Annotated in this window: 21 protein-coding genes; 1 reads left to right on the top strand and 20 read right to left on the bottom strand. The window is 42.1% G+C overall.

Annotated features, from left to right (window positions below):
• Window positions 1-529: 529 nt before the first annotated feature.
• From ACYQ1I_RS08365 to ACYQ1I_RS08350, 4 genes are all read right to left on the bottom strand, one after another.
• A complete protein-coding gene (locus ACYQ1I_RS08365) occupies window positions 530-1,018 on the bottom strand; it encodes a flagellar protein FlgN (RefSeq protein ID WP_459764235.1) in 489 nt (162 codons plus the stop codon).
• Between the two features lie 4 nt (window positions 1,019-1,022).
• Window positions 1,023-1,406 (bottom strand): flagellar export chaperone FliS, encoded by a 384-nt coding sequence (fliS, locus tag ACYQ1I_RS08360; RefSeq protein ID WP_459764233.1) that lies wholly within the window; start codon window positions 1,404-1,406, stop codon window positions 1,023-1,025.
• Window positions 1,407-1,433: 27 nt separating this feature from the next.
• Window positions 1,434-3,047 (bottom strand): flagellar filament capping protein FliD, encoded by a 1,614-nt coding sequence (gene fliD / locus ACYQ1I_RS08355; RefSeq protein WP_459764231.1) that lies wholly within the window; start codon window positions 3,045-3,047, stop codon window positions 1,434-1,436.
• Between the two features lie 78 nt (window positions 3,048-3,125).
• The gene (locus tag ACYQ1I_RS08350) at window positions 3,126-3,479 is read right to left on the bottom strand and encodes a flagellar protein FlaG (protein WP_459764229.1); all 354 of its coding nucleotides are present in this window, start codon (window positions 3,477-3,479) and stop codon (window positions 3,126-3,128) included.
• 134 nt (window positions 3,480-3,613) lie between these two features.
• Between ACYQ1I_RS08350 and ACYQ1I_RS08345 the strand changes: the two genes are divergently transcribed.
• Window positions 3,614-4,462 (top strand): aminotransferase class IV, encoded by an 849-nt coding sequence (locus tag ACYQ1I_RS08345; RefSeq protein ID WP_459764227.1) that lies wholly within the window; start codon window positions 3,614-3,616, stop codon window positions 4,460-4,462.
• A gap of 376 nt (window positions 4,463-4,838) precedes the next feature.
• Here the strand turns inward: ACYQ1I_RS08345 and ACYQ1I_RS08340 are convergent, their stop codons facing one another.
• The 16 genes from ACYQ1I_RS08340 to ACYQ1I_RS08265 form a co-directional block, all read right to left on the bottom strand.
• Window positions 4,839-5,471, bottom strand: coding sequence for a hypothetical protein (locus tag ACYQ1I_RS08340; protein WP_459764225.1), 633 nt, complete (start codon window positions 5,469-5,471; stop codon window positions 4,839-4,841).
• Window positions 5,472-5,743: 272 nt separating this feature from the next.
• Window positions 5,744-6,298 carry an O-acetyl-ADP-ribose deacetylase gene (locus ACYQ1I_RS08335; RefSeq protein ID WP_459764223.1) on the bottom strand — a complete coding sequence of 185 codons (555 nt, stop codon included), beginning with the start codon at window positions 6,296-6,298 and terminating at the stop codon, window positions 5,744-5,746.
• Between the two features lie 614 nt (window positions 6,299-6,912).
• Window positions 6,913-7,791 carry a polyamine aminopropyltransferase gene (gene speE / locus ACYQ1I_RS08330; RefSeq protein ID WP_459764221.1) on the bottom strand — a complete coding sequence of 293 codons (879 nt, stop codon included), beginning with the start codon at window positions 7,789-7,791 and terminating at the stop codon, window positions 6,913-6,915.
• Between the two features lie 254 nt (window positions 7,792-8,045).
• Window positions 8,046-9,128, bottom strand: a complete 1,083-nt coding sequence (locus ACYQ1I_RS08325; protein WP_459764219.1) for a DUF871 domain-containing protein — start codon at window positions 9,126-9,128, stop codon at window positions 8,046-8,048.
• 51 nt (window positions 9,129-9,179) lie between these two features.
• Window positions 9,180-9,485, bottom strand: a complete 306-nt coding sequence (locus ACYQ1I_RS08320; protein WP_459764217.1) for a PTS sugar transporter subunit IIA — start codon at window positions 9,483-9,485, stop codon at window positions 9,180-9,182.
• A 23-nt stretch (window positions 9,486-9,508) separates the two neighbouring features.
• Window positions 9,509-10,819, bottom strand: coding sequence for a 6-phospho-beta-glucosidase (locus ACYQ1I_RS08315; RefSeq protein WP_459764215.1), 1,311 nt, complete (start codon window positions 10,817-10,819; stop codon window positions 9,509-9,511).
• A 63-nt stretch (window positions 10,820-10,882) separates the two neighbouring features.
• Window positions 10,883-12,166, bottom strand: a complete 1,284-nt coding sequence (locus ACYQ1I_RS08310; protein WP_459764213.1) for a PTS sugar transporter subunit IIC — start codon at window positions 12,164-12,166, stop codon at window positions 10,883-10,885.
• Window positions 12,167-12,224: 58 nt separating this feature from the next.
• Window positions 12,225-12,533, bottom strand: a complete 309-nt coding sequence (locus ACYQ1I_RS08305) for a PTS sugar transporter subunit IIB (protein WP_459764211.1) — start codon at window positions 12,531-12,533, stop codon at window positions 12,225-12,227.
• Window positions 12,534-12,565: 32 nt separating this feature from the next.
• Window positions 12,566-12,829 (bottom strand): HPr family phosphocarrier protein, encoded by a 264-nt coding sequence (locus ACYQ1I_RS08300; RefSeq protein WP_459764209.1) that lies wholly within the window; start codon window positions 12,827-12,829, stop codon window positions 12,566-12,568.
• A 197-nt stretch (window positions 12,830-13,026) separates the two neighbouring features.
• A complete protein-coding gene (locus ACYQ1I_RS08295; RefSeq protein WP_459764207.1) occupies window positions 13,027-15,726 on the bottom strand; it encodes a sigma-54-dependent transcriptional regulator in 2,700 nt (899 codons plus the stop codon).
• 243 nt (window positions 15,727-15,969) lie between these two features.
• A complete protein-coding gene (locus ACYQ1I_RS08290; RefSeq protein WP_459764205.1) occupies window positions 15,970-16,683 on the bottom strand; it encodes an ABC transporter ATP-binding protein in 714 nt (237 codons plus the stop codon).
• The gene (locus ACYQ1I_RS08285) at window positions 16,676-17,446 is read right to left on the bottom strand and encodes an ABC transporter ATP-binding protein (protein WP_459764203.1); all 771 of its coding nucleotides are present in this window, start codon (window positions 17,444-17,446) and stop codon (window positions 16,676-16,678) included. The genes ACYQ1I_RS08290 and ACYQ1I_RS08285 overlap by 8 nt, the downstream gene beginning before the upstream one ends.
• Window positions 17,446-18,507 carry a branched-chain amino acid ABC transporter permease gene (locus tag ACYQ1I_RS08280; protein WP_459764201.1) on the bottom strand — a complete coding sequence of 354 codons (1,062 nt, stop codon included), beginning with the start codon at window positions 18,505-18,507 and terminating at the stop codon, window positions 17,446-17,448. Before ACYQ1I_RS08280 ends, ACYQ1I_RS08285 begins: the two co-directional genes overlap by 1 nt.
• A 2-nt stretch (window positions 18,508-18,509) precedes the next feature.
• On the bottom strand, window positions 18,510-19,403 hold the full coding sequence (locus ACYQ1I_RS08275; RefSeq protein ID WP_459764199.1) for a branched-chain amino acid ABC transporter permease: 894 nt from the start codon (window positions 19,401-19,403) through the stop codon (window positions 18,510-18,512).
• A 76-nt stretch (window positions 19,404-19,479) separates the two neighbouring features.
• Complete coding sequence (locus tag ACYQ1I_RS08270; protein ID WP_459764197.1) at window positions 19,480-20,664, bottom strand: ABC transporter substrate-binding protein; 1,185 nt, start codon at window positions 20,662-20,664, stop codon at window positions 19,480-19,482.
• Window positions 20,665-21,082: 418 nt separating this feature from the next.
• On the bottom strand, window positions 21,083-25,888 hold the full coding sequence (locus ACYQ1I_RS08265) for a right-handed parallel beta-helix repeat-containing protein (protein ID WP_459764195.1): 4,806 nt from the start codon (window positions 25,886-25,888) through the stop codon (window positions 21,083-21,085).
• Window positions 25,889-25,986: the final 98 nt, after the last annotated feature.

Below are 25,986 nucleotides of genomic sequence, written 5' to 3'. Positions count from 1 at the left end.
CTTTTTAGACAGTCCCTTACAAAAGCTATGAATTTTCAGTGTTTTTTGCCATTTTCCCTGTGGATAATCCACGCTTTGTATGTGAATATGTTTATAGCACATCTGTGGATAATGTGGGTATGTTTGTTGATAACTTATATTTCAATGGGATAAGCCTGTGTATATAGTGTGAATAATTTCTCTTAGAACATATCATAACAAAGATCCCTGGATCTTAAGTAAAAAAAAATTACTCCTGCTTCCCTCGCCATTAAAATAAAGTCTGAACATGCAAAAAAGCCTTTGAAATATCAAAGACTTTTTTTGTTACATGAAGCTGACCTGGTTTTTTCCCCCACACTCGCCTGCTGGGAATTTTGCTACGGGTTCACTTTCACTACTTTTCCTCTCGGTTTGATACCGGCAGGTCTTACTTCTAAGCCGCACCATGATCGATAGCTAATTTTAGCCATCTTACGTGGGTCCTTTTGCCTGCGACTGGCTTGGACTTTCAACCACAGACCTCCATGTATATATCATTATAACTGATTTATTTCTTCTTATCAAACAATATAGGTTCATTAACTACGTATTTTTTACCATAGTTTTTATTCACCTGTTTACCAATCTTTACTGTTTGAAGTTCTTGCTTGATGGCAGCCATATGCATTTGGGCTTTTTCAGTATTGGCCTTGTCAACTGCTTCAATCTCATTTCTAACATCAACAATTTTTTCAATTGTCTCCTTTAGATTTTTAAAACCAACTACGGGCTCCTTTGACATATCAGCAAAGCTATCGATTCCCAAAAGCTCCTTCAAGCCTTCAAATTTTCCGACGAACTCCTTGTCCAGAAGGTCCACCTTTTCAATCACCTGCTGTTTCTCTTCAATTACTTGATTTAATTCTGCAAGGTTCTCATCGGTAATATCCTTCAAAACAACGCTTTGCTGTTTCGTTAACTTCAATAGCTGCTCCATTAATTGCAGCTTTCCTTCACTAATTCTATATAAATAGTCAACCACTACCTCTGGCTTCATTTCATCACCTATTTCCCTGCTTAGAAAGCTTCATGGCTTCCTTCCAGGTATCCCTTAATTCCGTTACCATTTCAATTGACTCGTCTAAATAAACACAATCCTTAGATATATTAGCATCCACCAGTTTTTCCAAAATATAGAGATAAATGGAACGAAGATTTTGAGAAATTTCATATTTCATATCCAGGGTAATGTTTAGCTCTTGAATAATGTCCTGTGCCCGTTTTAAAGCCTCATTTGCCCCCTCAACATTTTTTTGCTGTATATGCAGCTTTCCCTGATTCATAAATTTAATTGCACCATTATAGAGCATTAGGGTTAATTCCTGTGGGCTAGCTGTTTTAATACTGCTTTCCTTGTACTGGTTATAGGGGTTATGCATTGCCATTTAGCTTCCTCCTTCTAAAAATCTATATTAGCTTAATCCCAATTGTGACATGAGCCAATTGCTTTGTTGATTCATTTGAGACAGCGCCTTTTCCATGGCAGTAAACTTTTGCCAATAGCGATTTTCCTTTTGCATCAACAGCCTTTCCTCCCGAAGAATATTGGTTGACAGGGTTCTTAAATCCTTATCAATTTTACTCAGGGAGCTATGGTCGGAAACAAATTCCACCAGCATATTGGACTGCACATTCCTTAAAAGATTTTCATCGGCCCCGGTTCCTGACTGTTTGACAATATCCTTCATGCCAGTAACCAGACCATCATATACCCGCTGAATAATTCCAGAGGTGGCCGTTCTTTCCTCACCGGTGGAATCCATCTCAGGGGTCTTGAAGAATACATCCATTACTCCATTGGGGTCTTCTGTAATGGCCTTCCTTAATTTTTCTTCATCAATCACCAGCTTGCCGCCATCCTTATAATTGCCTGTGGTGATTCCTAATTGATGCAAATAATCATAGGTACCGGTTACCCCATCAATTGGTTGATAAAAGCTGCCTCGGATGCTTTGCAGGGTTCTTGAAAGGCTTTCATTGTTCTTTAAAAGCCCACTCTTGGCCTTTTTCTCCCAGGCTTCGATTTCCTTGTCAGAAAGGGCAGCCTTTTCCTCCTGGGTTAAAGGCTTATAATCCCGGTAGGTTTTTTCATTCAAGGTACCATTGATGGTATCTACTAATTCGTTATAGCTGTCTACAAATCCTTTAATCTTTTCAAAAATTCCATCAACATTAGTATCTACTTTAATGGTAACTTCCGCCGATGTTATTTTTTTAGCAGTAATATCAATACCAAATACGCTGAAATTATTGGTCGATGAAGTAATTTCATCTCCATTAAATGTAATGGAAGCATCTGCACCGGTTACACCAGCCCCCAGGATATCACCAGTGAACATTTTCCCAGCTGTATCTCCATTGGAGCTAACTTGGATAAACTTATTCGCACCAGAATCTCTGGTGGTCACAATCAATTTACCCAGGCTTCTATCATAGGAAGCCTGTATTCCCAGACTCTTGCCATCTCCGTCTACTGCTCTGTTAAGGGCTGACACAAAGCCGTTTATATCCTTTACATCACCATCTGGGCCGACATTAATTTCAATTGACCCTACATCAGTTGTAACGGTAATTGTATCATTCCCCTTAAATTTCAGGTTGCTGTCTAAAACAAAGTTTTCACCATCAGCTTCGTTACTGCCGGCCGCCAGCTGTTGGCTTGTGGCTGCTGCGTTTTCAGCCAGTGCATTGACCTTCACCTGGTAGCTTCCATTGATGGCATTGGTTTTACCAACAGCGGAAACCGAAGATTCGTCACTGCTGAAGGCCCGCTTTACCCAGGTAAAATTATTGGTAGCATTACTTCGAATGGTACCATTGTACATAATTTCACTTAATCCCAAATCCTTTCTGGTATTTAAAATGAAATTGGCCATGGTACGATTGGTAGTATTATAGGCTTCCTGCCGCCATTTAAGTGTTTGCTCCTGCTGATAATATCTGTTGATTCTTAGTCGTTCAGCATTCATCAGCTCTTTTATCATGGTTTCTGTATCAAAACCCGATGCAATTCCGCTGATTCTCATATAGACACCCCTTTTCTTTATTCATTAACTAACAAACTTTTTTGATTAAATTTAGTTTTGGTTAGCAGCCCCTATTGGTTAGATTTTTTTGTCTATTATAATTCCCGCCACCTCTAGCATATGGGCTGCCATGTCCAGTATTTTTTCAGGGGGAATTTCCCGAATCACCTGGTCATTGGTTGAATCAATTACCTTTACCATAATGGTATTGGTTTTTTCATGGATCGATACTTCTAACTTTCGGTCGAAGGCCTGAAAGCTCTTATTGGCTTTATCTAGGGCCTTATTCAATTCTTCTTGGGATATTTGTTTTTCTCCCGATAACGGTTCCTTTAATCCAAAGGTTCGCAGTCCCTGTTCACGGCTTCCTTGCCCAGGGCCATTTACCTGCGAAGTCTGCGGATTTATGGCTTGTACACCATCTAGCTTCATTGAGGTTCCCTCCTATAAAATTATTTAATTGTATTTTTATATAAACTATATCGGTTATTGTTGAAAAAAAGTTTAATATATTATCATAAAATCCCTTTCATGGTAAAATAGTAATATAATTGGAGGTGTTTGCCTTGAACAATATAAACAGGGTAGAAATAGAAGGAAGCGTTTTTATTAAAAATGGGCATCCCTTGCCTGTATCTGAATTTTCCTTAGACCAGGCCGACCAAGGCCCAAGGGTTTATGAAGTGATTCGGGTGCTCAGGGGGGTACCGCTGTTTCTTGAAGAGCATCTGACCAGGCTTCAGGATTCAATTTCACTTTTAGGTCATAGCCATTTTGTCGATGTGGCAAAACTAAAGAATCAAATTTCTGAGCTAATTACCTTAAATCAAATGGGTGAAATGAATTTTAAAATTTTGGTGACTGACCTGGACTCATCGCAGTCTAATTTTTATATGTTTTTTATTCCAAGTCATTATCCCGCTGAAGCCCAATACCAGCAAGGGGTCGCAACAATATTATACAAGGCTGTCAGAAAGAACCCCAATATAAAGGCAATTGCCCAGTCCCAGCGGGACGAGCTGAATCGTGCCATTTATCAGGCCGGTGTTTATGAGGCCCTTTTGGTAAACGAAAACAATGAAATTACCGAGGGGAGCCGTTCCAACCTGTTTTTTATTAAATCAGATATTTTATATACCGCTCCTTCAAAGGATGTATTGGTGGGTATAACAAGAAGCAGAGTCATGAAGCTATGTAATGATTTGGGAATTGAAGTGAAGGAGAAACCCATTTCCATCGACTTTTTGAAAAAGATAGACGGACTGTTTTTAACAGGTACGTCTCCCAAGGTATTGCCAATTTCCTCTGTAGATGAACAACCCTTTACCTCTGTTGAAAATCCCATGGTTCAAGCTATTCAAAGGGCCTACAATGAATTAATCGAACAATATATTATGTCTTCGGCTCATTCTTAAGCCTAAGAAATAAATAAGATACCCTATATTATTAATGTTTAATGATATCTGGGTATCTTTTTTAGACCTCATTCCTCCATAGGAGACTTGTGTCCGATGGAATAAAACTACGCCACTTCCCAAAAATAGATAGTTTATTTCTACATTACTTCGCCTCTACGTTAATACTTATATCACCATTATTATCAATAAAGTCTATGTAAATATAAATGTTTGTATAGAATTTTTCCACATATTCAATAACATTGTAGTTTTTACTGTACTATCTTCATTGAGTGCTTCTTATTAACCTCATGTTTACTCACATGCTAAGAAGAAAGGTCACATAGCCGTAACTGTGTAACCACTTTAATATTTCAATTATTCAATAGTTTTTCTATATCCCTAAGATAAGCTTTACAACTTCTTGATAATCCAAGTTATCTTTATTTATTGTAGAAAACCATTCCAAAGTTAATCTATCGAGCAAATGTAAATACCATGCAAAATTATATAAAATATTTAGCCCATCAGCAAATTCTTCATTATCATCACTGATGATATAGGAAAAGTTGTTTAAATCAATATACGAAACAAGGTAGAAACCATCTTCTTTATATAGATTAACAGCATTGATTTTATGTTGATAAATCGAATAGTAATTATTTTTTAATACAGTATTTAATTCCATTGTAATTCTAAAAATATCGTTATCATTATAAGTATATATTCTATCCGGTAAATCTGGTTTAATGATTTTCGGTGATGTAGTATATTTAATAATGATCACAGCCAAAGCAAAATAGCCAAAGTTTTTATCATAAAATGACTTTAATAATCTTTTATCTGTTCTGGCAATGGAATAGACATTCCATTTTTCTTTTAAGACATCATATTCTAAAGTATAGAAATTCTCTTGATTAGGATAATTGTTTATTACTTCATGGACTTTTACTATTCCTTCATTATCAATAACATGGTATTCACTATTACTAAACATAGAAATAAAATTTTTTAACTTGCTAAACACCTAAACCTCCCCCCTATTTTTTATTTTATACTCATTAAATCAGCAAATGTTCCATCTTTAGCTCCACTGTGCCGATTTCCATTGTTTTGAGTATTAGAGAACTTTCTGCTGAACTATTTCAAAAAGAAAGGCCACATGAGCCGAAACTGTGTGTCCTTTTAAGTAATCTATACAAGAAATTCAATTTTAATTCCGCCAACCCTTGTTTCAACGGTTTTACCATCCGTAGGCAGAATCACTAAAATCAAAAGTATTTTAATCAAATATAATCTTTATTCCTCCAGTGGTTTTATCCCGTTCTTTAGATACTCCAGATAATTAATATCATCAAAACAGACAAATATAACCTTCTGAATACTAATATATTTTAACAATAATTTGGAAACTTTATTTACTGCTATATTTGCTGCAATATCTTTGGGAAAACAATATACACCTGTGCTTATACAAGGATATGCAATACTCTTTACACCATTTTCATAGGCTAATCGTAATGAGTTTGAATAACATCCTTCCAATAATTCAATTTCTCCTTTAGTACCTCCATTCCATACAGGTCCAACCGTATGTATAACATACCTTGCTTTCAAATCACCAGCACTGGTTATAACTGCCTCACCTACAGCACACCCTCCCTGCTTATTTCTTATCTTTTTACATTCTTCTAAAATACCTCTCCCACCTGCTTTATGAATAGCTCCATCAACACCTCCACCACCAAGTAAACTACTATTGGCCGCATTAACAATAGCATCAACTTCCATCTTTGTAATATCACCTTTAATTACAAAAATTTTCTTATTAATAGGTTGAAACATAATCTTCATCCTTTTCTAAAGTTCTGAAAAATAATTCAAATCCATTATAATCTGCTTAAATAAATCATCTTTTTCCTTTAAAAATAAAGTATTACTTAGTTTGATTTTTTCACTATATATTTCCACAATTAACTCCTCAAATAGAGGACGGTATCTAGTCAGGTATATCCTTTCGTACTTCATATAGCTAATACTACATTCTCTAGACAACATCATTATTTTAGATTATAAGTAAGAAGTAAAGGAGCTATCCTTTGCTTTATAAAAAAGTTCTAGAATCAGTAGTAGTTATGTTTTTGCAAAGAATACTACTAAACTACAGAACCATTCTTAATTAAAAAGGTCATCACCATCATCACATTTAATAAACAATTTATCATCACGAACATAGTAATCAACAATAATGTCTCTAAATCCAACAGACCATAATATCTCTCCACATAATATTCCCATCACCACCCATTCAGATCCTAAACCTACACCGGAATAAGCACCAAAAAAGCACCTCTAACACCTAGAAAAGAAGGTGGCCGGAATTGCAGGGCTGCTGGTAATGATTGATAGGTGTCAACGGAATACCTTTGACACCTGTTATTTAGCTTATCTATTTAATTCCATAACACCTAAGTTGTCAGGTCTTTCTGCATAAAATTAGGAAGACTAAAGGATGAATGGAATATCTCTTTATTAATGTATTTTGTATTGGGAGCAAGTCTCTCAAGATTTGCCTTTATTGGCTCATATTTAAAGGAAGCCAGGGTAAAGCTCCACATTCCCCCGGGGTAGCTTGGTACAACAGCCTTATAGGTTTCAACAATAGAAAAATGTTTTTTTAATTTACGTCGGGTCTCTTTTAATATATCCCTGTGAAAAATTGGCGACTGACTTTGGCAGACCATGAGTCCATCCTGCTTCAAGGAATTTTTTAAATCTACATAAAAGCCCTCTGAAAACAATACCTCAGCCGGACCAATCGGATCGGAAGAGTCTACTATTGCTATATCATAAACACCCTTTTTACCCTGTACAAATTTTACACCATCATCAAAGATAAAATTAATCCGCTGATCATTACAAACATCGCCAGATATTTTGGGGAGCTTATTAATGGACTCCCTTACCACCAGTTCATCTATTTCTACCATGTCTATTTCTTCCAACCCGCTATATTTTGACAGTTCGTTGGCTACTCCGCAATCTCCCCCACCAATAATCAGGGCTCTTTTGGGGTTGTGGTGGCATACTACAGGAATATGAGAAATCATCTCATTATATATATATCCGTCTAATTCCGTGGTCTGTATGACACCATCTAATACAAGACAGCGGCCGAAATCATAGGAATCAACTATATTGACCTGTTGAAAGGGAGACTGGCCTGTATAAAGAATTTCCTTAATTCTATAATACAGCTTCATATTGTCCCTTTCATCTTCAACCAGCCATATTTCACCATTAATCCTCTCAAAATATTTTGGAAGCTTATTACCGTAATTTTGCATTCCTCATCCTCACCAATTTAATTTTGGTGAGTTTCTCACCACCTTTCCATTTTTCAACTCCTCAAGGGAGGTTCAAATACTAGTCTAGCCCATTGTACCATTCAATATGAAATTCGTAAAGAAAACAGGGTATAACCATGACCCTTATTAAGATGGGGGATCAAAGCAATAAAAAAGTATGTCTGCTTAGGATAGACATACTTTTTCATACTTAGATTGAAGATGAAAAGCGACAGAAAAACGCCCTCTGGCACCTATAAAGAAAAGCTAAAGCGCTGCCAGGGCTGAATGGTGTCTAACAGAAAATGTTCTTCCTCCACCACCCTTCCCACTACATTGGTTTTACCGCTATTCTCCATATCCTTCAGGGCCACCTGCAGCTCTCCGGCATAATGACCGTATTGGGAGCTATCAATTAAAATATCCCCCCGTTTAATGGGCTTTGGATTAAAAACGGCAAAGTGGTGACCTTGATATTTTACTCGGCTTTGGGTTGAACGAAGCATATAATCTGATATGTCACCCCGATTAAAGTGGGGTTCTTCAAAAATAATTTTCCTTTCCAGCTCTGGCAGGTCTTCATAAAGCGCTACCCTGAGGGTCAATAGCTGGCGATTAAGCTTCGACAGGGATCTTAGCTCAGTCTCATGGGCCAAGGCATTGGCGATAATGACATCATCGATTAAATTGGTATTAAACAGATCCTTTGCCTGTACCTCAATGGGAAGTCCTCGATGCTCCTCTAGGGTACAAAGCCCTTCCATCACCGGCCAGGGCCCATGGGTGGCATGATTGGATGAAACAAAGGCCGCTGTTCGAATCCCCTGTTTTTTAAATTCTTGGGAGGTTTCCATAAAATGCTTCCTGGATAAACCCGTATACCGATGGGGATAAAAATTATGGCAGCCTAAAAGATTCATTCGATTAGGGCAGTAGGATAGTATGTTTTCCAGCCCCTTTGTCCCCCCACTGATGTTTAGTTCAATTTTTAAATCAAAGGCATTGTAGCTCATCATACTCTCCTCCGGTCCACCAAAGCCCAAATCCAGCCGAATGCCATAGAGGCCCAGCTCCTTAAAAAAGCTTAAATCCCTGGGCGAGAGGTCTAATTCCTGAAAAACCTTGGGTGAAACATCAGCTACAACCTTCATCCCCAAGGAGGCGCCGTAAAGTACGGTTTCTTTAAAGTCATTAAATATTTTTTCCTTTCCGTCCTTCAGAGACAATAGACAGGTAAATATTCTACTGAAGCCTAATTCACTGGCTAACTGTATATATTGTTTGTTTTCATCAATATTGATTTTACCAGGGTAGATGGAAATTCCCAATCCTCTCATTCCGGCTCCTCCTTTATCCTTAATGGAAAAAAGGGCATTTTACAGCTTGCCCTATTCTAGTCTTTGATACAATTCTATAAATTCATTGGCCATTTCTTTAAGGGTAATGGCATTCATTAGGTGGTCCTGGGCATGGATCAACAACAGCGAAACCTCTGTTTTATCACCCTGGGCCTCATTTTGAATGAGCTTTGTCTGCTCCTTGTGGGCCTCTCCCAGTTTTTCCGCTACCATTTCCATTGCTTCCCGGGCCTTAGAAAACTCTTTTTGCTTTGCAAATTGAATTGCCTCCATGGCAAAGCTTTTTGCATCCCCGCTCTGGGTAATAATTTTCAAAATAATTTCTTCAAAGTTCATATTGATCGCTCCTTAGTCTACTGTCAAATATCGAATTGTGGTAAATAATCATGGTGGGCCTTTAGAATATCCTTAAGAATTTTCTTAGCTATACCAATTGATGGAATCAACGGATGGGCTAAAAGGGCCTGAAGTGCCTTGTCATAGCTGCCCGTTACTGCTGCCTCTATGGTTAAGGCTTCATAGGCCTTTACCGCCTGCACCAGCCCCACCACCTCCTGGGGCAGCTTTCCCCCAGCAATGGGTACGGCACCGCTGCGATTTACCACTGCATTGGTTTCTACCACCGAATTAGGTGGTAAATCAGCAATGGCCCCCTGGTTCAAAACATTAACCACATGAATTTCACCTGTATCATTGTAGATGGAATTAACCAATGATACCGCTGCATCGGAATAATAGGCTCCTCCTCTTTTTTCAAGCTCCGGCGGCTTGATATCCAGATCACGATCCTGATATCGCTTGAATAGCTCCTGTTCCAGAGCCGCCACCTGTCTTCCCCTTGTCCCCTTTCCCTGGGTCCATTGATCAAGCTCATCCTTAAGCATTTCATCCTGCATATAATAATACCGGTGATATGGACAGGGAATGACACCCAAGGATTTTATCAGGGCAGGGTCCCATTTCATATCGGGTATATTTTCCATGGAATAGGTTTGACCCCCTATCAATGCCTCAATGAGCCTGTCGGTTATATTCATTCCGTCAAGATAAACGGCTTTGCCATAGACCAGATGATTTAACCCTGCTAAATCGATTCTGATTCTGCTACTGTCTACCTTCAGCAGCTTAGCAATATGGTGAATCATCCCTATGGGCACATTACAAAGGCCAATGGCCTTCACCGAAGTGTGCTTCAACACGAATTCTGTAACAATACCAGCGGGGTTGGTAAAATTAATCAGCCATGCCTCGGGGGCGAGCTTTTCTATATCATAACAGATTTCACTGATCACCGGTATGGTTCTAATGGCCTTGGCAAAGCCGCCGGCTCCTGTGGTCTCCTGACCAATAACCTGATATTTAAGGGGAATTTCTTCATCCTTGATTCTCGCCTGAAGTCCTCCGACACGAAGCTGTGTTAGAACAAAATCTGCCCCGCTAATGGCTTCTTGACGGTTTAGGGTTGTATAGACCGGGATGTTTAACCCTGCCCTTTTCAACATCCTTCTGGCCAAGGCTCCAACAATCGCAAGCTTTTCTGCCCCCATTTCAATATCGGCCAAATAGATGGAGCCAACGGGTAAAGTATCTGCCCGCTTAATAAAGCCCTCTATCAGCTCCGGCGTATAGCTGCTGCCACCTCCAATAACGGCTATCTTGATGTCACCCATGATTTTCGCCTCCCGCATTTTGGAAAGGAGGGAGGCAGGAAGACCTGCTCCCTCACATTATGATTAATTGCTGCTCTTTTGTGCTGTTTTTTTATCCTCTAACTTTTCCGACATGATAATAAAGGGCATGTAAAGAATGACTCCAATGACAATATTGACCAGCGACAATACTCCCCCTCGCCATGACCCGGTGGCCAGAATGCCACTGATAATGGGCGGTGTTGTCCAGGGAACCATGGCAATAGTCTTGGGAATAATTCCGGCTGCTATGGTCAGATAACTGAAAATTGTCAATACCAGGGGTGTTAAAATAAATGGAATAAGGAACACAGGATTCAGCACAATGGGCAGACCAAATATAATAGGTTCATTAATATTAAATAGTCCAGTTGGCGCAGCCATATTGGCTAAATACCGATGGTGCTTTCTCTTTGAAGCAATGTAGATGGCAATGATTAAGCATATGGTGGTTCCTGAGCCGCCCATATACACAAAGGCATCGAAGAAGGGCTTGGTAACGATATTGGGTACCACTTGACCACTGGCAAAGGCCGCAATATTGGCTTGTAAAGCCGGCAGATACATTGTCTGCATAACCGGTTCTAAAATATTGGGGCCATGGAGCCCAAAGAACCACAGCAGGTGATTGAGTATTGCGATGGCTGAGGCGGCTCCCAGGGTATTGGCCATGGAAGATAACGGTCTTTGGATTAGATCATAGATTGTTGCATGGATGTCTACAATGCCTACTGCTGTAGAAATAATTTTAATAAAGGCAAATACTAAGATGGTAATCATCGCTGGAAACAATGCAGCAAAGGATTTTGCCACGGCGGGCGGTACACCCTCTGGCATTTTCAGTACAAGCTTTGGATTTCCTAAAAGTCTAACAAATATTTCTGTTGAAATGATAGCAACAATAATCGAAACAAATAGTCCCAGGGCCCCTAGCCAGGAGTAGGGAACTGCCGAAACCCCTTCGGCCGACTGCATAATGGCCATTAGCGAGGCAACACTGACAACCCCTGCTGCCAAGGGGTCAGAGTTATATCCCTTAGCCAAGCTGTAGCTGATGGAGAAGTTAACCAGTAGTGCCATGACGGCTAAGCTTCCATTGGATACGTTGTTTCCCAGCCCTTTCCATACGTCAGAGCCGAAGATAGCATTTAATGCATTTTGAAAGGCATTGACGGGCAGGTTATTAATTAAGACTGCCAATGAACCGGCAATAATTAATGGCATAATTGCAACAAAGCCGTCTCTAATGGCCACCAGGTGCCTTTGGGCTCCGATTTTACCTGCCACAGGTACAAAATACTTCTCTAGAAATTCCAACAATTTCTTCATACAGATCCCCCTTCAATTTTCTCTCGGTTCTCAATTCCTTTTGTTACCCGGGTGTTTTTCAAGCCTTCATAAGATTTATGGCTTGTTCAAGCACCGCTTCACCATTCATGGTGCCATAGTTTACACTGTCGATTACGGCTACCGGAACCCCCCTTTCCTCCAGGTTTTTTTGCAGCTTGCCTAGTAAATATCTAACCTGAGGCCCCAATAGCAGTACATCAATCTCATCAAAATGCTTGTTGGCCTCGGTTTCTGAAACTGCAAATATTTTAGCCTCTAGTCCTTTTTTCGCTGCTGCATCATTCATTTTGGTAACCAGTAGGCTGGTAGACATTCCAGAACAGCATACTAAAAGAATTTTTTTCATCATTGCAACCTCCCTTTTCTATAAATGTCCGACTACTTTTCTAACCCCTTTGTGAGCAATGCTTCTATTGCGTCAATTGCCTCTAACTCGTCGCTGCCCTCAGCAATGATTGTTAATTCCTCTCGATCCCCTACGGCCATACTAAGGATTCCCATAAGACTTTTACCGTTTACCCTCTTTCCCCCCTTTTCAAAGGTGATGCTTGACTGAAATTGCTGAGTCAGATTCACCAGTATACTTGCAGGCCTGGCATGGAGCCCAGATTGGCTTCTTATCAAAACACTTCTTTTTTTCATAGCCATCCCCCCTGCTATTTAATATGCATTTTTAATGCCAACTTTGAAAACGTTGTATAGTTTTTTTGCTTTTTGTATTCTAGTTTAAATTTATTGATTTAAAGCCAATTATATAATAAAAAATTAATTTTTTCTTAAAAAAAAGTGTGTAAATTAATTACACACTTTTCAACACACTACTGCACACTATTTTATTTTTACACCCTTCCCTCTGGTTGATTGGCCAAAAACATATGGCAGATATAGGCAGTTTCATTTTCTCCAATGCGTATTTTATATTGCTTCTCTAAAGCTCCCAGGGCTTTTTTTACCAGGGTCAGCTCTCTAACATGCTCCTTTTCATAAGCCGCTAAATTGTGGTATAGGGTCTCTTGATCTCCCCTGCATAGTTTATCAATCAAAAAGCAAATATGAAGTAATATCCCTGTTTTTACCTCATAGGCTACCGGGGCCCCAAGGATCACCTCCAGCGCTTCAACGGTTTCCAGGGAATCCTTGACCAGCTGATTGACTTCAACACAGCCGATATGATCCTTTAACGAGTCGGCAATATTCATATAGGTCTTTTCCTGCTCAATCAGCCCCTTAAGCTGTTGAATACCTTTTCCTGTTAATATATCCCCGGCAGAAATGAAGGGAACTTGGCTTTTTATCTCTAGGGTTCCCACCACTGCCACAATTCGATGCTGACGTCGCAATTGATTCAGCTTTCTGGTAAAGGCCCCCTTGTCAAGAAGATTCAAGGGAATAATTTCAAAATTAGGTGTATTACCTACGGTATCAGCAATCATTTCTTTAAGTCTGGCTGCTGCCCCTTCACCGGTGAAGCAGGCAGTAATGATGATTCTTTTTATTGTATTGGAGACAGCCTTTTCACGATGCTCGTGGGGAATATGATCCCTCAAGGAGTCACAAATTTCCCCCAGGGTTTGGCCCAGGGCAGCCTTTCGGCAGGCATCAATGACCACCGGGGTACTGACCATATCAATTGTCTCTGTTTCAATACCGGTCTCCTCCTGAATCATGGCGCCAAAATTTGTTAAGGAGCCCATATCCACCAGCATTAAAACCCCCTTCCCCTGATCCAGAGCTATCACTTCTTTTTTAGCCAGCTCATACATCACAGCAGGCTTCATTTTCAGCGGCATATCCAGGGCCTTGGCATGATTGGCCCCTACCAATTGATTTGCCACCTCCACCATACTGCTGGCCGTAGCACTACCATGCATTAACACCAAAATTCCTACCTGGGCCGGCTCCTCTTCATGAATATCGTAGGGATCAGAGGCAAAAAACATTGCCAAATAGCCAATCTCATCTAATGGCGTCTCAATTTCAAAACGTTGATCAATTAGCTTGGTTGCCTCCATGGCCACTAAAAATTCCTCTACATAATTTACTCTGATAAAATTCAGTTTTGGATGGTATATTTTATGGCCTCCTTTAATTCGCTTAATACTGCCGCTTAAATGTAGCGCCAGGCCATAATATATCTTCTCATCGTAAACCCGATTCAACCGTTCCCTGGCCAAGGCAAAAATAGCCTCCACCACCTCAACAATACTTTCGTCCACCACCTTTGAAAGCTCTTCCCGGTTAAAATTGGTGGTTAATTTGCCCAAGTATTTCTGAAAGTGGCTTTCAATATCTATGTTTAATATCTGATTAATTTCATTTTCCTCTAAACCGGTACGCTTTAAGGTCTCCAGCTTTTTCTCGATTACCTCATAGAAGTCTCCGTCTCCCTGGGGCTTTTCCTTAATCTCCATGTCTAACCCCTGCTGATGATGGAAGCGTAGCATGTCTCCCTGTCCGGTCATGATATTTTCAATTTCTCTTCTATATTCTTGAATTTTCATTAGCCCCTTTTTTACGTGATGGGGCAGATCAACTTGATTGATGATAATATAGTCTTTATTTTGGGTTTTATAGGTTAAAAATGCCTTTGCACAGGCCAATTGAATATCGCTTCTCAGCTGACCGATATTGCCGCTGCATTCATAGAGCAGGAAGGAGGCCATGACATTTTTATTAATGTAAATACTCTTTCCAATTCGTTCAGATTCTTCCTTAATAAAGACCTCTGTCAACTGGTACCTTTCAATGAGGCTTCGTTCAGCCAGGGAAGGCAGGGTAATGGTCATGGGAATTCTCCGTAAAAAGGTCTTTAATAGGCTTGACCTGGGGTCTTCGGTGGTGGCAGCAATTAACTGCACCTCTACCCTGATGGCCTCAGTTGTGTCGCCAAGGGGCCTGAAGCAGCCCTTGTCAATGTACATAAATAGAATCTCCTGCCCTTGGGGAGGAAGGCGATGGACCTCATCTAAGAACAGAATCCCGCCATGGGCCTTTTTCATCAGCCCCTCTCGATCCCGGTCAGCCCCCGTAAAGGTTCCCTTTTTAACACCAAATATTTGAGCTGTCAAAAGCTGCGGATTCTCACTATAGTCTGCACAGTTGAATTGGATAAAGGGGGCGTCCTGCTTCAATACACCTGATTCCAGTGCAAAGCGGTACATCAGCTCTGCAAACATGGATTTACCGACTCCAGTTTCTCCCAATAGGATGGTATGAAGGCCCCTGGGAGGATACATCATGGCTGCCTTTGCCTGCTGTATGGCAACCTGTAGGCTTTGCCGGGCCCCGACGATACTTTCCAGGCTATTGCCAATATCCTTTCCTTCGGCAACCTGACTTTCCCCCTCCCTGGCCAAAAATCGAACCGGCCTGCCCTCTTGCTTTTCCACCTTACCTTCTTCATGAAGCCGGTTAAGGTAGCGACTTACATTGGCCCGGTCAAGGCCCAGGGCTTGGCTGAGCTCCATGGCAGAAATGCCCCTGTCCCGTTTTTTCTGAAGGAAAAGTAATTTATTGAATATCATCTCTATCTTTTTCATGCCCTCACCTCATTGCTCCTGGCTTTTTATCTATGATTCTACTAAATGATTCAACATTTCCCCCCAGTATCCTCTTTTTAGCTTGTTGATATATCTAATTATATTTTAAATGTTAGTTCCAATCAAAGGCCCCTGATCCTTCGGGGTGGAAACAATTTTCCACTCCTGAAATCAGGGGCCTTTGATATTAAGCTAACATAATATATTCTATTCCTCTTTATCAAATGATACCTGGAAAAAGAACTAGCTCTTTGCTTCTCCCAGATAGGCCTTTTTCACCTCTTCATTGGCTAATAAATCCCTTCCTGTGCCCTCCATTGTTATCTGGCCGGTCTCCATAACATAGGCCCTGTCTGCAATTCGCAGGGCGGCATTGGCATTTTGCTCAATCAAAAGTACCGTAACCCCTTGTCGATGGATTTCTTTGATAATGTTGAAAATTTCCTTTACAATTAAGGGGGCCAGCCCCAGGGAGGGCTCGTCCATCATCAATAATTTGGGCCTCGCCATCAGGGCCCTGCCTACAGCCAGCATCTGCTGCTCGCCGCCGGAAAGGGTGCCGGAAGGCTGCCAGCTGCGCTCCTTTAGTTTGGGAAATAACTGGTATACCCACTCCAAATCCCTTTCAATCTCTTTATGGTCATTCCGGTAAAAGGCACCGATTTTAAGATTTTCAAGGACGGTTAGATTGGAAAAAACCCTTCTACCTTCAGGAACCAGGGTAATACCGTACCTCACCATATTTTTGGTATCCTCCTTCAGTAAATCCCTTTCGTGGTAGGTGATCTTCCCATTTTTAGGCTTTACCAAGCCTACGATGGATTTTAAGGTGGTGCTTTTCCCTGCCCCATTGGCCCCAATCAGGGTAACTATTTCTCCCTCTTTCACCTCTAAATCTATTCCCTTGATGGCCTCAATGGCATGATAGGCCACCACTAAATTTTCTATTTTAAGCATCTTCACTCACCCCCAGGTAGGCTTCTATGACTTTTTCATTGTTTTGAATTTCGTAAGGGCTTCCCTGGGCAATGGTGACCCCGTGGTCAAAAACATAAATTCTGTCTGATATCCCCATAACCACCTGCATATGATGCTCTATCATAAATATAGTCAAATGAAATTCCTCTCTGATTTGCTGAATAAATTCGGTTAGATCATCGGTTTCCTTGGGGTTCATCCCTGCAGCCGGCTCATCTAAAAGCAATATTTGGGGCTCGGTGGCCAGGGCCCTGGCAATTTCCAGCCTTCGCTGCAGCCCGTAGGAAAGGCTTGTGGCCTTTTCATTTTTGTATTGAATCAAGCCCACCTTATCCAACAGATTATGGGATTTTTCAAGCATAATCCTTTCTTCCCTACGGTACCGGGGCAGCCCCAGGGTTGCCCCTAATAAACCTGCCTTTAAATGCAGATGATTTCCTATTAACACATTGTCTAGTACTGTAAGCTCTTTAAAGAGCCTAATGTTTTGAAAGGTTCTGGCCAGCCCCTTTTTGGTAATTTGATCGGGTCTAAGGCCTGTTATGTCATCCTCCCCCAATAGAACCTTCCCCTCGGTGGGGCGGTAAACCCCTGTAATGGTATTGAAGGCTGTGGTTTTTCCTGCGCCATTGGGCCCTATCAGGGCGACAATTTCTCCTTGATTTAATTCCAGGTTGAAATCCTTAACGGCTGTTAATCCCCCGAATTTCATGGTTACCTTTTCTGTCTTAAGAAAGCTCATTATTGTCCAACCCTCCTTTTGGCAAGGGGTCTTCCTTTAAATAGCCCCAACAGCTTATTCCAGCTAAATTCATTGGTGCCCATCAGCCCATTTTTAAAGAAAAGCACCACCAGCATTAACAGGGTTGAAAACACCACCATCCTTAAGCCTGAAATACCTGGCAGCTTAACGAAGCCCAGGTTTATAGATTCATCAAGAAATCGTAAATATTCCATTCCAGCAGTAATAATAAAGGCTGAAATCACGGTTCCTGTCAAGCTTCCCATGCCTCCCAGAACGATAATCAGTAAAACATTAAAGGTTAAGACTGATCTAAACATGGTTGGATTAATGGCACCTAAAAGGTTGGCCAATAACCCCCCGCCAATTCCTGCAAAGAAAGCACCGATCATAAAGGCCAGCATTTTATGCTTAAAAAGGCTGATCCCCATACTTTCTGCGGCAATTTCATCCTCTCGAATGGCTTTAAAGGCCTTTCCGTAGCTGCTATTGATCAGGCAGATCATAAAAACCAGTGTCAAGACTGCCAACCCAAAGCTCCATCCCAGATTAGTGGTATTGGGGATAGATTTTAAACCCAGGGCTCCATTGGTGATCCGCTGGGTATTGGTAAAGACAATACGAATAATTTCTGAAAACCCCAGGGTGGCAATGGCCAGGTAGTCGCCCTTGAGCCTTAATACCGGCGCACCAATTAAGAAGGCCACAGCTGCTGCAAGAAGGCCTCCTATCAGCAATGCCGCCAAAAAGGGCAGTGAAATTTGATCAAGGGGCGAAATCATGGGCGATAAAAAGAAATTTTGCTTCTTTACGGCCTCTGACATGGTTAAGAGGGCAGTGGTATAGGCGCCAATGGCCATAAAGCCAGCATGACCCAGAGAAAAAAGCCCGGTGAATCCGTTAATCAGATTCATACTTAAGCCAAGGATTGTATAGATGGCACATAGGTTCAAAATCCGGATCTGATAGGAATCAAAACGGTGATTGGCATATATTAAAAAGGCAGCTAATAATAGCATTGAACCAGTTGTTAATAGGGTATTTCTTTTTTTTGTATCCATGTCTACACCTTCTCTGAAATTTTTTCTCCCATTATACCTGTGGGCTTAAATAATAAAATGATAATCAATAGAATAAAGGCAAAGGCATCTCGGTAGCCCGTTAATTGGGGCAGCATGGCAACCAGCATAATTTCCCCTATGCCCAGGATAAACCCGCCCATGACTGCACCGGTAATGTTGCCGATTCCCCCGATAACTGCGGCAATAAAGCATTTTAACCCGGGAATTACCCCCAGGGTGGGCTGAATTTGAGGAAACTTCATTCCCCACATGATTCCTCCCACTGCGGCCAATGCCGAACCGATACCAAAGGTAATCGTAATGGTTCGGTTAACGTCAACCCCCATCAGCCTGGCTGTTTCATGATCCTTTGAAACAGCCCTCATGGCCATACCGGTTTTGGTTTGATTGACAAGATAAAGCAGTCCAAAGAGTAAGACAAGGGTTGTTACGGGAATAATCAAGGTTAATCTTTGCAGGGAAACCGCTCCGATTTGTATGACATCGGTAAAGAGCTTCACCGTAGGAAAGGCCTTGGGCCTTCCCCCGAATAGCACCACCGATAGATTTTGTAAAAAGAAGGAGGCCCCGATGGCCGATACCATTACGGTAATTCGGGGGGAATCCCGAAGGGTTTTGTAGGCGGCCCGCTCCACCGCCATCCCCAAAATACAGGTTAAAATAACTGATATGATGAAGGCCACGTACCAGGGCAGGGTAAATACTGCAACACCATAAAACACAAAATATAGAGACATCATGAAGATCTCACCATGGGCAAAGTTAATTAATCTTAATATACCATAAACCATGGTATAGCCTATTGCCACCAGGGCGTACAGGCTTCCCAGGGATATTCCGTTGGTAAGGTGCTGCAAAAATAGCTCCCATGTCATTTCCTACCACCTCATTTTAATTATTATTGAATCAGGAGAGCTCCCTTCTCTTATGGGAAGGAAGCTCCTCATGATCCTATTGAATTGGTTCAATTGTATCCATATAGACAAATTTGCCGTCCTTCACCACTTTGATAACGGCGCTTTTGACTGCATCGCCATTTTCATCCAGGGTAATGACCCCTGCCGCCCCTTCAAAGCCTGTTGTTTTTGAAATTTCTTCCCTAATCTTAACGGGATCGGCAGAACCTGCCCTTTCAATGGCATCCAGTATTAAAATATAGGCATCGTAGCCCAGGGCCGTAACGGCGGCCGGTTCCTTTCCGTATTTCTCACGATAGGCCTTAAGAAACACCTCTGATTCTGCTGTTATGGGCACCTCTGAGGTAAAGAAGGTTGACAAAACAGTACCTTCTACATCCTCCTGGCCAATTTCGATGAATTCAGGAGTCTCCCAGGTATCGCCACCGATAATGGGTGTCTGAATTCCTAATTGTCTCGCCTGCTTGATCAGCAGGGCCGATTCGGTAAAGTTGCCAGGTGCAAAGATCACATCAGGTTTCTGGGAGCTGATATTTAACAGCTGAGAGGAAAAATCCTGGTCGCCAGTATTATAGTTGGTTACAGCAACAATAGCATTCTGATCGCCAGTTAGTTGGATAAAAGAGTCCTCAAAAAACTTTGCAAGTCCAACGGCGTAATCATTGTTGACTTCCCTGACAATGGCCACCTTTTTGGCCCCCAGGCTATTATAGGCATAGTTGGCCATTACAGTTCCCTGAAAGGGGTCTAGAAAGCAAACCCGGAAGTAATAATCATTATCCAGGGTTACCAGAGGATTGGTGGCCGATGCCGCCACTGCAGGTACCTGGGCATTTCGTACAATATCTCCGGCCGCCATGGAATAGGAGCTCCCCCAGCTTCCTATGATAGCTGACACCTTTTCTTTTTCTACCAACCTGTTGGCAGCATTGGCAGCTTCTACCACATCAGACTTATTGTCTACAACTACAATTTCTACTTTTTTTCCCAATACCTCAGGATACAGCTCATTGGCTAATTGTATCCCCTCCACCTCCAGGGCTCCACCAGCCGCATTGGCCCCGGTAACCGGTTCAAATACTCCAATTCTAATCACATCGTCAGAAGGCCCATTGGCATTACCGGGATTTTCGACAGGTTGCCCTTCCCCTGCACAACCACTTAACCCCAGTGATAATACCAACAGCACCGAAACTAAAGCCAGCAATTTTCTTTTCATTTCACTTCCCCCTTATGCATTTTTCTTTTAGGTAAAAATTATATAAATGAACTCCCCTCCTCCCTGAAGGAATTCAAATATACCTGATTGATAGAATTGTGTTCTTCCCACATGGTCAGTTTTATTAATTTAATGCATTAAATCAATAAAAGTTATGGCCTGCCAATCAATATATAATTTGCCAGCTCTTTCATTAAGGCCATTCATTCTTTATCCAGACACTTTTACAGTATCAACAGCTATGTCCTTGTTATATATACATTTGTATTCTGCAAGGTTACAATAAAATCATTATAATACACCAGCACGATTTTGACAAAGGTTTTTTTATTTTTTTTACAAAAAAATAAAGCCAGCAACCATGGCCGGCATCATAGCCGCCAGGGTTGCTGACTTTACCATCTCTAATTTATTAAATTTATCTTCCTACAGCCTCCATTATTTCATAATAGGCCCAATGATCGGGCGATAAATCACTGAAGGCTGCCCCTGTTTGATCTATGTAAGGATAATCAGGTATTCGATTCAAAATACGATTCATCATTGTGATGGCTTCTGCCCGGGTAATCCCTTGGTTTGGTCTGAAGGTACCGTCACCATAGCCTTGAATCCAACCGGCGGCGGCAGCCCTTTCGACCAATTCCCTTGACCAGCTTCCTTGTATATCCGTAAAGCTGACAATGCCTGCGGTGGCATCATCAGGAATAAAGCTGGCCATCATAGCAATAAATTCTGCCCTAGTAATATCTTTCTTTGGTTTTAAAGTGCCATCGGCATAACCCTTTATCATGCCCTGGTTAAACAAATAGGCAACGGCTTCTGTCGACCAGCTGCTTCGGTCAACATCCGTCAGTACCCCCTGGGGTAGTTGGTAATTTCCCTTATCTTCGTTGATAATCAGTTGATAGATTAGGGCTATGGCCTCTTCCCTAGTCATGGAATGATTTGGCTTAATGGTACCATCGGGGTAGCCGCTAATATAGGGTACTTTTTCTCTGGTTAATTGAACCCCCTGGGCGTTTTCCAGGATTGAGGTTTTTTCTGTTGCAGGGCTGGTATCCTCCTGGGAATCTGAAGGGGTAGTGGCTCTAGGCCTTGGTCTGGTTGTATCCCGATCCTCGCTGCCATCCCGTGAATCTCCCCTTCCTGAATCATCGGTCTGGTTTTGCCTAGGGGCAATAAATTTAAGGAAATCACCCCATATAATATTCCCTGCTTCATCACGTTCATAGGGAATTGTCGGCATCAGGCTTTCAAAATTTTGATCTGTCAAGACAACCCCTGTCTGGTTTTTGGAGCTTGTACCGTCAAACATAAAGTTGTCATTGGAGCTTAAATGGGCTGGATACTGATCCTTTGCCCTATAGTCTTTTTGGTAGGATACAAAGCCCTTAATTGTAAAATCTGTAGGAATATTGGTATAGGTCGTAAAGCTCAAATTTGCCCCTTCATTATTAAAGCCGATATTATTTTCTGCAATCACCCCGGGATTGCTGTTGCTGGTAAAGCCATAGGCTCCATTACCAAAGGCCATGCTGTTTCTAATGATATGGGGAACATGGATTCCTTCCCCGCCCAGCTTAAAGCCGTTCTTGTCACCGGCACCAACGGTACCGTCGGTTAAAAACCCGTTATGATAGGCAATACTGTCTTCAATGATGACCGGCCCGATGGCGCCAGTACCGGCCTTGGTATAAAGATCCCATCCGTCATCAATATTATTGTGGGCAATACAGCCCCTGAATACATTCCCCACACCGGCGGTAAGCTTGGCAGCAAAGCCGTCGGCATTGTTGTCGGAGGGGTCACGGTTGTCGAAGGCCGTACTGTTGAGAATCAAGTTGTAGGAGGGCCATTGGCTGATATCATTGGAAAGATCTGTTCTGCTGATTTGCAGCCCTGTATCGCCATTTTCGTAAAACCTGCATAGCTCAACAATATTATGGCTTCCACCAATGGTAAATCCCTTGGTGTTTCCTGCTGAACGAATAAAATCAATTCCCTTTACATGCCAATAGTTTCCGCTTAATACAACCCCCTCGGTCTTTTTATCAAAATCAATAATAGGCCTTGCCCCGGGGGCGGCAACCATATATTTCATGGCATCAGCCGTACCATCATTATATTTTTTAATTTCCAGCTTGGCATTACGTACATAGCGGCCATCCATCAACACAATTTTTTGTCCGGGCTTCAAGAAGGCAATGGCGGTATCCAAATCAAGGGGATCATCTGCTGTACCTGTTCCGTTGCCGGTGCCCGTGGGCGAAACATAAATGTTTTCTCCTATATCATAGCTTCTGTTTTCAACAGTAAAATGCTTGATAATCTTATCATAGGAAGTTAAAAGGGCTGTATCATCTGGAATAAAGGTGGCTATAAAACCGGTGGTGCGATTTTTCCCAATTTCTGTAGAAACTTTAAAAATCTCATTTGAATCCAGGGCCTGGTCTTCAATCAAGGTCTTATGGCCCATTTTGAGGGTTAGATAGCCCTTTACATTGGATTTCAACAGTAATTCATAATTGGTGCTTGCGGTTTGCTCCAAAGATAAAAATTCAAAGTCTGGCTCCACCGGAACCTTAGGCGGCTCTACCCTGGGGGCATCAGTGATGGCAGCCGTTACCGAAAGCTCCACGTTGCTGACTTCAATGGTGGCCAATCGGGCCGCATAAAAGCCCACATAAATTTTACCATCCATCACATTCAGCAGCTCCGGCTCATAGAAGATGGCGGTTTCACCGTCATTCAGGCTGGCAGTATAGCCACTGTTGGTCTTGGACAGGGTTAGGCGATAGGGGGCCTGGGGATAGGTGTTGCTTTCCTGTGGTCGCTCTTCCTTCAGCATAATGCTCTTAATTCCCTGACTTCCGGCACCGTCAGGGGATTCTACCCCGGTTCTGATGAAGAATTGTGTCCCATTATCATTTCTTGTTCCTCCGCTGTAGCCCCCAACGGCTGCAATATTTGAAGCAAAAACACTGGCATCACCATGGGGCCCGACGGCATCCCGAGCCATGATTCCAAAGGACTCCTGGCCGTCATGGGGGGTTTTGGCATATTCAATTACCTTAATGTCAGCCGATAGGGTAAAATTATCACTGCCGGCATCGATCTCGGTATAATAGAAGGTGATTCCATCATGGTCTCCTGTAACCTTTCCGCCCCCCTCCAGGGCCACCAGCTCAATGGTACCGTCAGCCCTTACCGTACCGTAATTCCTGCTGTCAGACGAGGATTGCCCAAATCGAATAAACTGCCATTCATGGCTTGGGGCCTGCTGAACGGTTACTTTCAATATAATGGGCTCAATGGATTCATCTGCTGGTAAAATTTTAATATCATAAATACCCGCCTGGCTGGAATCATACTTCCCTAGATCGATTTGATACTGATCTTTCTCCAGTACTTCCTTTTCTCCATTATCGTAGGCCTTTACCACCACTAGACCTGTAGAATCAAAAACTTCTCCTAAATAGTAGGTGGTTTTTGGGTAGCTTCTCACCTCAATTCCCACCAGCTCCCTTTCCTTCACCAGTACCTTAAAGGAAACGGTCGTTCCCTTATGGAAAATAGTTATTTCCTTTTCTCCTGTTGTGGTGGTATCCAGCGCTGATACTGTATATTCTGACCTAGATAGTCTTACGGAACGGTTATCGCTGTATTTTGCATAGACAATCATCCCCTCCAGCTTTAGCTCCTCCCCTGGAAAGTACAGGGTTTTTTCTGGCATACGGATGATTTCCAGCTCTGTAATTTGTGCATTGACTACTGTGACGGTAAAATCCACTGTAACAACGGGGGTATCAATGGCCTGAACAGTAATGATTTTCTCCCCGGGCGTATCAAAGGTATAGCTGGCCTCATCAATTGGCTGGCCATCTATCAGCAATCGATATTGTTCCCTTTCCAGTTCCTCCTGATAATAGCCGTGATTATAGGTGGCTAAAACTGTTAAACCTTGAATTTCAATGGAATCACCAGGATAATAGGTGGTCTTTGCAGGATGATATAAAATGTCTAAGCTGGTAATACTCAATGAAATAATGGTCAGCTTAATTGTGGCAATGGCACCGTTGTAATGAATGGAAATGACCACCTGGCCCGCCTCGCTGCTGTCATAGCCCATTACAATGTAATCATCGCTATTTAAAGCTTCCTCTGTTCCATCGGAATAAAGGGCTTTAACGATTAAGCCTGTTGTATCTAGGGTCTCCCCCACCAGATACTCAGTTTTCATCTGACTGTAGTCAAGGCTTAGCTCTGTCACCCTTCGTTGGTCTATGGTAATGTCAAAGTCACTAAAGGTGATCTCTGCATCTCTGGCTACAAATAGTCCTACATAGGCAGTTTCATCAAGGAGCCCTTCCAATGTAACTGCTTCGCTGATTCCATTGCAGGTAAAGACATAGGTACTGCCTGATTTCCTTAAGCTTAAGCTGTAAACCTCGTCGGCCGTTGGTGCATTGATACCTTCATAGGGGGGCAGCTTTGTCTGGGTTCCCTGGGCCTTATAGAAGCCCTTCATGACGGTATCCAAGGCCCCCACTGCAGCGTAGCTGCTGGTTTGGACAGCTGAATCGCCATCCTCCCCCACCTCGTTTCTTACCATCAAGCCAAAGGATTTTTGATTGGGCGTGCTGATGGTAGCTGTATTGTTAAAGCTATTGACTGTCACCTGGACGGTTAATTGAAAGTTCGTCTCAGAGGGCAGTTCCTGATAAAGGAAGGAAATGCCTTCATCACCGCTGGCAATTTTTCCTCCCGTAGCCCCTATGGTAATGGAGCCATCTTCATTTTCCATGGGTTTTGGATTCCTTTCAGTACTGGTATTACTCCCAAAGGCGCTAAATTGCCAGTCTGAAAGAATTTTAGTCATATGCTGATGGATATCTATATTGTTTTCCAATGCTTCCAATTCTAAATTAGCCTGGTCTTCATCAGGAAGCAGCACTTCTTCTGGCGTAGGGATCTCCCCTTCCTCAACAGCCTCCTCTGTTTCCCGGGGCAATTCCTCCTCGACGGGCCCTTCTGCTTCCTGAGACTCCTCGTCCTCTGGTGCTGTATCCCCCTGCTCTTGAGGCAGTTCTGCTTCAAGGGGTGATACTTCCTGGATAAGGGAATCATCTGGGTCTTGGTCAGCCGCCAGGGCCATTATGGGCATGTTTGCCAGCAGCAATACTAGAACCATCATTAAACTTAAAATACCTCTAAACCTAATCACCTAAAAACCCCCTTTAAATATTTTACCTGGATCTTATCTTTTTGAAGACCTTTGTATCCTTTCCTCCCTTCCTGTCTTGTTAATGGAAAGGCCTAGAT

It is taken from the genome of Alkaliphilus crotonatoxidans (genome assembly GCF_054658015.1).
The sequence above is the reverse complement of the archived record's forward strand: the minus strand, read 5'-3'. Positions and strand labels throughout refer to the sequence as shown.